Origin of the sequence: Escherichia albertii NBRC 107761 = DSM 17582, from assembly GCF_000759775.1 — a bacterium.
Taxonomy (GTDB): Bacteria; Pseudomonadota; Gammaproteobacteria; order Enterobacterales; family Enterobacteriaceae; genus Escherichia; species Escherichia albertii.
In genome coordinates, this window is sequence record NZ_BBMY01000164.1 from 1 (window position 1) to 9,330 (window position 9,330).

Annotated in this window: 8 protein-coding genes; 5 read left to right on the top strand and 3 right to left on the bottom strand. The window is 45.9% G+C overall.

Features of this window, described 5'->3' with window-relative positions; genetic code table 11:
- Positions 1-446: 446 nt before the first annotated feature.
- Positions 447-719, bottom strand: coding sequence for a YeaC family protein (locus EA14781_RS20715; RefSeq protein ID WP_002462272.1), 273 nt, complete (start codon positions 717-719; stop codon positions 447-449).
- 41 nt (positions 720-760) lie between these two features.
- Positions 761-1,174, bottom strand: a complete 414-nt coding sequence (gene msrB, locus EA14781_RS20720; protein WP_001284623.1) for a peptide-methionine (R)-S-oxide reductase MsrB — start codon at positions 1,172-1,174, stop codon at positions 761-763.
- A gap of 341 nt (positions 1,175-1,515) precedes the next feature.
- Between msrB and gapA the strand changes: the two genes are divergently transcribed.
- On the top strand, positions 1,516-2,511 hold the full coding sequence (gapA, locus tag EA14781_RS20725; protein ID WP_002462274.1) for a glyceraldehyde-3-phosphate dehydrogenase: 996 nt from the start codon (positions 1,516-1,518) through the stop codon (positions 2,509-2,511).
- Between the two features lie 83 nt (positions 2,512-2,594).
- Positions 2,595-3,479: a D-hexose-6-phosphate mutarotase gene (locus EA14781_RS20730; RefSeq protein ID WP_002462275.1), complete on the top strand. Its 885-nt coding sequence runs from the start codon at positions 2,595-2,597 to the stop codon at positions 3,477-3,479.
- Between the two features lie 77 nt (positions 3,480-3,556).
- Here EA14781_RS20730 and EA14781_RS20735 read toward each other — a convergent pair whose 3' ends face one another.
- The gene (locus EA14781_RS20735) at positions 3,557-4,303 is read right to left on the bottom strand and encodes a MipA/OmpV family protein (protein ID WP_000040215.1); all 747 of its coding nucleotides are present in this window, start codon (positions 4,301-4,303) and stop codon (positions 3,557-3,559) included.
- A 426-nt stretch (positions 4,304-4,729) separates the two neighbouring features.
- Here EA14781_RS20735 and yeaG point away from each other — a divergent pair, with 426 nt between their 5' ends.
- The 3 genes from yeaG to EA14781_RS20750 form a co-directional block, all read left to right on the top strand.
- Entirely contained in the window at positions 4,730-6,664 is a 1,935-nt protein-coding gene (gene yeaG / locus EA14781_RS20740) for a protein kinase YeaG (protein WP_001019883.1), read from the top strand.
- A gap of 112 nt (positions 6,665-6,776) precedes the next feature.
- Positions 6,777-8,060, top strand: coding sequence for a YeaH/YhbH family protein (locus EA14781_RS20745; RefSeq protein WP_000219677.1), 1,284 nt, complete (start codon positions 6,777-6,779; stop codon positions 8,058-8,060).
- A 278-nt stretch (positions 8,061-8,338) separates the two neighbouring features.
- Positions 8,339-9,330: MASE4 domain-containing protein (locus EA14781_RS20750; RefSeq protein WP_148934800.1), on the top strand; the 992-nt coding region annotated here is incomplete at its 3' end.

Genomic DNA, 9,330 nt, shown 5'->3' on the forward strand with positions numbered 1-9,330 from the left:
ATGCGTACTACTCCTACAAATCCCCCTGCCACACTACCGTCATACCCTGAAGCGTGATTAACGCGTTCTGCACCGTCGCATTCTAACGAGTCGTTCTATCCTGTTACACGCTATCAATGGCGACAACTGTACAATTCGGAATTCATAAAGATAACGTCCTGTTGCAGGATACGTTTTACCGCTCCTCTCATCCTCTGGTATCACCGAGTACTAAAAAACCTTTACCCGCAAAAACGCTTTTATGATTACCTCCTGAAATAGAGCCCTTCAATAAGGATATGCGAAAAAGAAAAATTCAGGAGTAATCCATGCTTAACGAAAAATGAGTTTCAGAGGACTTAAAGGCTATCGGAAATATTTAAGAAGACAAACAAAATCAGCGATCAGTCGGGTAATAAGTATCAGGCGATCCCCTTTATCAATTATCGATACAGGGGACAATTCACTCACTTAAACATGGCAATCGGCTTCGCCGAGATACCAAAATCCTCTTTCAATTGCTGTTTGCTTTTCATGACCATCTGACCGTTTGTGTCGATTGTCATATGCTGTGCTTCGGTATTATTGCGGGCTTGCCACAGCATCACCAGTTGTAGACAGTTCTCTTTTTGTTCTTCGGTCAGCGCAACGCCATCGGGCCATTTTCCCAGTTCAACGGCGGTCGATAAACGCAGATAAATCTCTGGCGTCATGCTGTTGATAATATCATCAAGATTCATAATTTTTCCGCTCCTGTGGAATAAGTTGCTGAATCGTTTTTTCAACCGTTAATTTCTTCGCCGTTTTCGCCATCGGTAAAGCGCAATGATGCCGAGTTAACACAATACCGTTCACCTGTTGGCTGTGGCCCATCGGGGAAGACGTGGCCCAAATGGGCATCACAGTTACCGCAACGAATCTCAATACGCTGCATACCGTGTGACAAGTCTTTGATATAACGAATAGATTTCTCACTCACTGGCTCGTAGAAACTCGGCCAGCCGCAGCCAGAATCATATTTAGACTGGGAGTGAAACAGAGGAGTATCGCAGACCAAACAGTGGTAAACGCCGTCACGCTTGTTATGCAATAAACGACCAGTAAATGGCGGCTCCGTCCCGTGATTCTGCGTCACGTAAAACTGCATCTCGGACAAATTTTTTTTCAGTTCTTCTGCAGAAGGTTTGTTAGCCATTTGCTCACATCTCTCTTTAGTCACGCTCACATTACGTGACCAATACTAACAAAACATTAACACCATCTGGCAAAATTTTGTTCTAAACTTGATCTCAGCGAAATGGCTGCGCCTGAATTGTGATAAAAATCACATTTTTATCACAACTGCCCTTTAAAATTCGGGGCGCCGCCCCCATGTGGTCTCAAGCCCAAAGGAAGAGTGAGGCGAGTCAGTCGCATAATGCTTAGGCACAGGATTGATTTGTCGCAATGATTGACACGATTCCGCTTGACGCTGCGTAAGGTTTTTGTAATTTTACAGGCAACCTTTTATTCACTAACAAATAGCTGGTGGAATATATGACTATCAAAGTAGGTATCAACGGTTTTGGCCGTATCGGTCGCATTGTTTTCCGTGCTGCTCAGAAACGTTCTGACATCGAGATCGTTGCAATCAACGACCTGTTAGACGCTGATTACATGGCATACATGCTGAAATATGACTCCACTCACGGTCGTTTCGACGGTACCGTTGAAGTGAAAGACGGTCATCTGATCGTTAACGGTAAAAAAATCCGTGTTACCGCTGAACGTGATCCGGCTAACCTGAAATGGGACGAAGTTGGTGTTGACGTTGTCGCTGAAGCAACTGGTCTGTTCCTGACCGACGAAACCGCACGTAAGCACATCACTGCTGGTGCGAAAAAAGTGGTTATGACTGGTCCGTCTAAAGACAGCACTCCGATGTTCGTTAAAGGCGCTAACTTCGACAAATATGCTGGCCAGGACATCGTTTCCAACGCTTCCTGCACCACCAACTGCCTGGCTCCGCTGGCTAAAGTTATCAACGATAACTTCGGCATCATCGAAGGTCTGATGACCACCGTTCACGCGACTACCGCTACTCAGAAAACCGTTGACGGCCCGTCTCACAAAGACTGGCGCGGCGGCCGTGGCGCTTCCCAGAACATCATTCCGTCCTCTACCGGTGCGGCTAAAGCTGTAGGTAAAGTACTGCCGGAACTGAACGGCAAACTGACTGGTATGGCGTTCCGCGTTCCGACTCCGAACGTATCCGTTGTTGATCTGACCGTTCGTCTGGAAAAAGCGGCAACTTACGAGCAGATTAAAGCTGCCGTTAAAGCCGCTGCTGAAGGCGAAATGAAAGGCGTTCTGGGCTACACCGAAGATGACGTAGTATCTACCGATTTCAACGGCGAAGTTTGCACTTCCGTGTTCGATGCTAAAGCGGGTATTGCTCTGAACGACAACTTCGTGAAACTGGTATCCTGGTACGACAACGAAACCGGTTACTCCAACAAAGTTCTGGACCTGATTGCTCACATCTCCAAATAAGTTGAGATGACACTGTGATCTAAAAAGAGCGACTTCGGTCGCTCTTTTTTTTAGCTGATGAAATGAAGTTAAAGGACTGCGTCATGATTAAGAAAATTTTTGCCCTTCCGGTCATCGAACAAATCTCCCCTGTCCTCTCCCGTCGTAAACTGGATGAACTGGACCTCATTGTGGTCGATCATCCCCAGGTAAAAGCCTCTTTTGCATTACAGGGCGCACATCTTCTCTCATGGAAACCTGCGGGTGAGGAAGACGTTCTGTGGTTGAGCAACAATACCCCGTTTAAAAATGGTGTCGCCATTCGCGGCGGCGTGCCGGTTTGCTGGCCGTGGTTTGGCCCGGCGGCACAGCAAGGCCTGCCTGCACACGGTTTTGCCCGTAACCTGCCGTGGACGCTGAAATCGAATAATGAAGATACCAATGGTGTGGCACTGACTTTTGAACTGACACAAAGCGAAGAGACGAAAAAATATTGGCCGCACGACTTTACGCTGTTAGCACATTTCCGCGTGGGTAAAGTCTGTGAAATCGATCTTGAAGCACATGGCGAATTTGAAACTACCTCAGCCCTGCATACCTATTTTAACGTGGGTGATATTGCTAAGGTCAGCGTCAGCGGCCTGGGCGATCGTTTCATTGATAAAGTAAATAAGGCGGAGGAAGGCTCGCTGGCTGATGGTATTCAGACATTCCCGGATCGTACCGACCGCGTATATCTGAATCCGCAAGATTGCAGTGTGATTAATGACGAAGCGTTGAATCGTATTATTGCCGTAGGCCATCAGCATCATCTGAACGTCGTTGGCTGGAACCCTGGCCCGGCGCTTTCTGTCAGCATGAGCGATATGCCGGATGATGGCTACAAAACTTTCGTCTGCGTAGAAACGGCTTATGCCTCAGAAACTCAAAAAGTCACCAAAGAGAGACCTTCCCACCTGGCCCAATCGATTCGCGTTGCCAAACGTTAAGTTACGCATCACCGTAATGCAAAACAGGGCGTGACGCCCTGTTTTTTGTGCATAAAATGCCCTGAAAAGAGGCACTATCAGAATTTGTAGGTGATCCCGGTAGAAATCAGACCCGTCCAGGATTTATCCACCATCGGGCTGTCGGTAATTTCATCAGACAGACGGGTGTAACGCGCGGTGCCGTAAACACTCCAGTTGTTGAGGAAATTGTAGCTGGCGCTCAGCTCCAGATATGGGTTCCAGCTATCATTCGGGTTATAGCCACGCAGCCCACTGCGCGCGGACTCTTTGCGTGATACACCGTAATAGTATTCGTTCTGGTTTTCGCTGTTCCACTGCACACCGATACCCGGTGTCACGGTCAGACCGCCATTGGTGTAACGGTACAACCAGGCCATATCCCAGATCATACCGTTGCTGTTATCCAGCGTATCGCCAGCCAGAGTGGTACGCAGGTAGCCGTACTGGGTAAAGTGAGCGTAAGACAGACCCGCCATCATAGTGCTCTTACGATCATCCAGATGACGTAGCTGGTAATTGTCGCTGTCTTTCGCTTTGAAGTAGAGCGGCGACCAATAAGCGGTAATTGATAGTTTATCCGTTGCATCATTCCACAGGTAGTATCCCCCACCCAGGCCACGGAACCAGAAGTTATCGCCTTCATAGTTGATTACTGGTACCGGGTAAACATCGGTGTCGTAATCCTTATAAGGGTGTTCAACGACACCGACACCTGCGCCCAGAGAGAAATTACTTTCCGCATGTACTGCGCCTGCAGACGTCGCGATAAGTACTCCAAGTGCCAGAAGTTTGAGCTTGCTCACAATTAATCATTCCTTAAACAAATGTTTAGCGGGCGACAAAGTTTACCCGTCAATACATCGAAACCCAACCCTTTTGCGTATTAATTTCACAATGTAACTGTTTAATTTTCCTGACGCCGATGACATCGGGTTTACACCTGAATAAATATTTCATTACCGACGACAATATTCTTTACATTAGTTATGCAATTTTTATGGATGAGTTGTTGATATGCCATTGAAAACCAGAAAGCCGCGCAGGCAAGTTTCGTAATTTCCATCTACGCTTAATTTTGAAGGTGTATCACCGGGCACGTTGTTCTCACGATGGCATGAGAGTTGCTGTGTTTTAGCAAGAGACGTCGTTCAGTTTACCTCTTCCGGGAGCCTCTACTATTCATATGAACGGCTCTTAACCAGTGCTAAAAAACGAAAGGACGGCATACCATGAATATATTCGATCACTATCGCCAGCGATATGAGGCTGCCAAGGACGAAGAGTTCACACTGCAGGAGTTTCTTACCACTTGTCGGCAAGATCGCAGTGCTTATGCCAATGCGGCTGAGCGGCTATTGATGGCTATTGGTGAGCCGGTCATGGTCGATACAGCCCAGGAACCCAGACTTTCTCGGCTCTTCTCTAATCGGGTTATTGCTCGCTATCCGGCGTTTGAAGAGTTTTACGGCATGGAAGACGCGATTGAACAGATTGTCTCATATCTGAAACACGCGGCTCAGGGGCTGGAAGAGAAGAAACAAATCCTGTACTTGCTGGGGCCTGTGGGTGGGGGTAAATCATCGCTTGCTGAGCGACTGAAATCATTAATGCAGCTCGTGCCTATTTACGTATTAAGCGCCAACGGTGAGCGCAGTCCGGTCAACGATCATCCGTTCTGTCTGTTCAATCCGCAGGAAGATGCCCAGATTCTGGAAAAAGAGTACGGTATCCCTCGGCGCTATCTCGGCACGATCATGTCACCGTGGGCCGCGAAACGCCTGCATGAATTTGGCGGCGATATTACTAAATTCCGTGTAGTGAAAGTCTGGCCGTCCATTCTGCAGCAAATAGCTATCGCCAAAACCGAACCGGGCGATGAGAACAACCAGGATATCTCAGCACTGGTAGGGAAAGTCGATATTCGTAAACTCGAACACTACGCCCAGAACGATCCAGACGCCTACGGCTATTCCGGTGCTCTGTGCCGCGCCAACCAGGGGATCATGGAGTTCGTCGAAATGTTTAAAGCACCAATTAAAGTGCTGCATCCACTACTGACCGCGACCCAGGAAGGCAACTACAACGGGACGGAAGGTATTTCCGCCCTGCCGTTTAACGGAATTATTCTCGCCCACTCGAACGAATCTGAATGGGTGACTTTCCGTAATAATAAAAACAACGAAGCCTTTCTCGACCGTGTTTATATCGTGAAGGTTCCATATTGCTTACGCATTTCCGAAGAGATCAAAATCTACGAGAAATTGCTAAATCACAGTGAACTAACACATGCCCCATGCGCGCCCGGCACGCTGGAAACACTGTCACGCTTTTCCATTCTTTCACGTCTGAAAGAGCCGGAAAACTCGAGCATTTATTCAAAGATGCGCGTTTATGATGGTGAAAGCCTGAAAGACACCGACCCGAAAGCCAAATCGTATCAGGAATATCGAGATTACGCCGGCGTCGATGAAGGGATGAACGGCCTGTCCACGCGTTTCGCATTTAAGATCCTCTCTCGCGTGTTCAACTTCGATCACGTGGAAGTGGCGGCTAACCCGGTCCATCTGTTCTACGTTCTTGAGCAACAAATTGAGCGCGAGCAATTCCCGCAAGAGCAGGCAGAACGTTATCTGGAGTTTCTGAAAGGTTACTTGATCCCGAAATATGCCGAGTTTATCGGCAAAGAGATCCAGACTGCTTATCTTGAATCCTATTCCGAGTATGGGCAGAACATTTTCGACCGTTATGTTACCTATGCGGATTTTTGGATTCAGGATCAGGAGTATCGCGACCCGGATACCGGTCAGTTATTTGACCGCGAGTCGCTGAATGCTGAACTGGAAAAAATCGAAAAACCCGCGGGAATCAGTAATCCGAAGGATTTTCGTAATGAGATCGTCAACTTTGTGCTGCGCGCCAGAGCGAATAATAGCGGACGCAATCCGAACTGGACCAGCTACGGAAAACTACGCACGGTTATTGAGAAGAAAATGTTCTCCAATACCGAAGAGTTGCTACCGGTCATTTCATTTAATGCCAAAACATCGACTGATGAGCAGAAGAAACACGACGATTTTGTCGATCGTATGATGGAAAAAGGCTACACCCGTAAACAGGTGCGTTTACTGTGCGAATGGTATTTGCGCGTACGTAAATCGTCTTAATGACAATGGCCCGGTGGCGTTGCTGCTGGGCTGACAACGACAGCGAACCGTGGGCCATATGAGCGGCGACACAGGCGTAGCATACAGTTGGCAAATGCAGTACGGGGGGCATATGACCTGGTTTATTGACCGGCGTCTGAACGGCAAAAACAAAAGCATGGTGAATCGCCAGCGTTTTTTACGCCGTTATAAAGCGCAAATTAAACAGTCGATCTCCGAAGCCATTAATAAGCGCTCGGTGACTGACGTCGACAGCGGTGAATCCGTATCCATTCCAACGGAAGATATTAGTGAACCGATGTTTCATCAGGGACGCGGCGGCCTGCGCCATCGTGTTCATCCGGGTAACGATCATTTTGTTCAGAATGACCGAATTGAGCGCCCCCAGGGGGGCGGCGGCGGTTCTGGCAGCGGTCAGGGACAAGCCAGCCAGGATGGTGAAGGTCAGGATGAGTTTGTTTTCCAAATCTCCAAAGATGAATATCTCGACCTGCTGTTTGAAGATTTAGCCTTACCGAATCTAAAACAGAACCAACAACGCCAATTGACAGAATATAAAACGCATCGCGCGGGTTATACTGCGAACGGCGTTCCCGCTAATATTAGCGTGGTGCGTTCATTGCAAAATTCACTGGCGCGACGCACGGCGATGACGGCGGGTAAGCGCCGGGAACTCCATGCACTGGAAGAAAATTTAGCCATAATCAGTCACAGTGAACCTGTGCAATTGCTGGAGGAAGAACGACTGCGCAAAGAAATTGCCGAATTGCGTGCAAAGATTGAACGGGTCCCCTTTATCGACACCTTCGATTTACGCTACAAGAATTACGAAAAACGCCCCGATCCCTCCAGCCAGGCAGTAATGTTTTGTCTGATGGACGTTTCCGGCTCGATGGATCAATCCACCAAAGATATGGCTAAACGTTTTTATATTCTGTTGTATCTGTTCCTGAGCAGAACATACAAAAATGTGGAAGTGGTTTATATTCGCCATCATACTCAGGCAAAAGAAGTCGATGAACATGAATTTTTCTACTCGCAGGAAACCGGCGGCACTATCGTTTCCAGCGCACTGAAATTGATGGATGAAGTGGTAAAAGAGCGTTATAACCCGGCGCAGTGGAATATCTATGCCGCACAAGCATCAGATGGCGACAACTGGGCCGATGACTCTCCGCTTTGTCATGAAATCCTGGCGAAAAAATTACTCCCCGTTGTTCGTTATTACAGCTATATCGAAATCACCCGCCGTGCTCATCAAACATTGTGGCGGGAATATGAACACCTACAATCCACCTTCGAAAACTTTGCTATGCAACATATTCGCGATCAGGACGATATTTATCCAGTGTTCCGCGAGCTGTTCCATAAACAAAATACCACCAGTAAAGAATAAAAAAATCAGTCAGGGGATTATCTCCTGACTGATTTTTAGTTCACTGTAAATATATCGCATTATAATATACGATAATTTACGTTTACTTCGGATATTACGCCTTTGGTTTACAAAAAATAATTTCACACAAAACTATTTGCAAATGTTATTTTATGAGTTCTGTATTTTCTCTTGATGCATTGTTTAATAGTTCTTTACTGATGGTTATATTTGATCTTGGTCAAAATTATTTTTCTTCACATCAATAGAATTCTTTTCTCATACTGCTCTCCTTCATAGTGGTTTCTATGGGTACACAACAATTAAAAGCGAAAAGCTTTTTTATTTTCAGCTTACTATTGACGTTGATTTTATTTTGTATCACCACGTTATATAACGAAAACACCAATGTAAAACTCATTCCGCAGATGAATTATCTGATGGTTGTTGTGGCTTTATTTTTCCTCAACTCCGTCATATTCCTCTTCATGTTAATGAGATATTACATTAATAAAAATATTTTACCAACACTGATCCTAAGCCTTGCATTTTTAAGTGGTCTCTTTTATTTAATTGAGACCATTGTCATTATTCATAAACCTATTAATGATAGTACGCTGATCCAGACCAAATCAAATGACATTTCTATCTTCTATCTGTTCCGCCAACTGAGTTTTATCTTCTTAACTGCACTGGCACTCTGCTGCTATAGCAGTAACAGCATTTTGACGAATAATAAGAAAAAAATATGTATTCTGTTGCTGGCACTGATACCTTTTATGTTTTTCCCTTTTCTGGCACATAATTTAAGCAGTTATAATCCCAACTATTCATTATATATTGCTGATTACTCCCCGGAGGATAATACAGCAGCCTGGGGAATTAATTACACCAAACTTCTGGTTTATCTATGGGCATTTTTGCTGTTTTTTATTATTATGCGAACACGTTTAGCAAGCGAACTTTGGCCATCAATTGCGTTGTTATGCCTGGCCTCACTCTGCTGCAATTTGTTACTACTGGCTCTGGATGAATATAATTACAGCATCTGGTATATTAGCCGAGGAATTGAAGTTTCCAGTAAGTTGTTTGTTGTTTCATTCCTGATTTATAGCATTTTTCAGGAAATTCAACTCTCCAGCAAACTGGCGAACCATGATGTGCTAACCAATATTTATAACCGTCGCTACTTTTTCAACAGTGTTGAATCATTATTATCTCGCCCTGTCGTTAAAGATTTTTGTATCATGCTGGTAGATATTAACCAGTTCAGGCGCATCAATGCTCAATG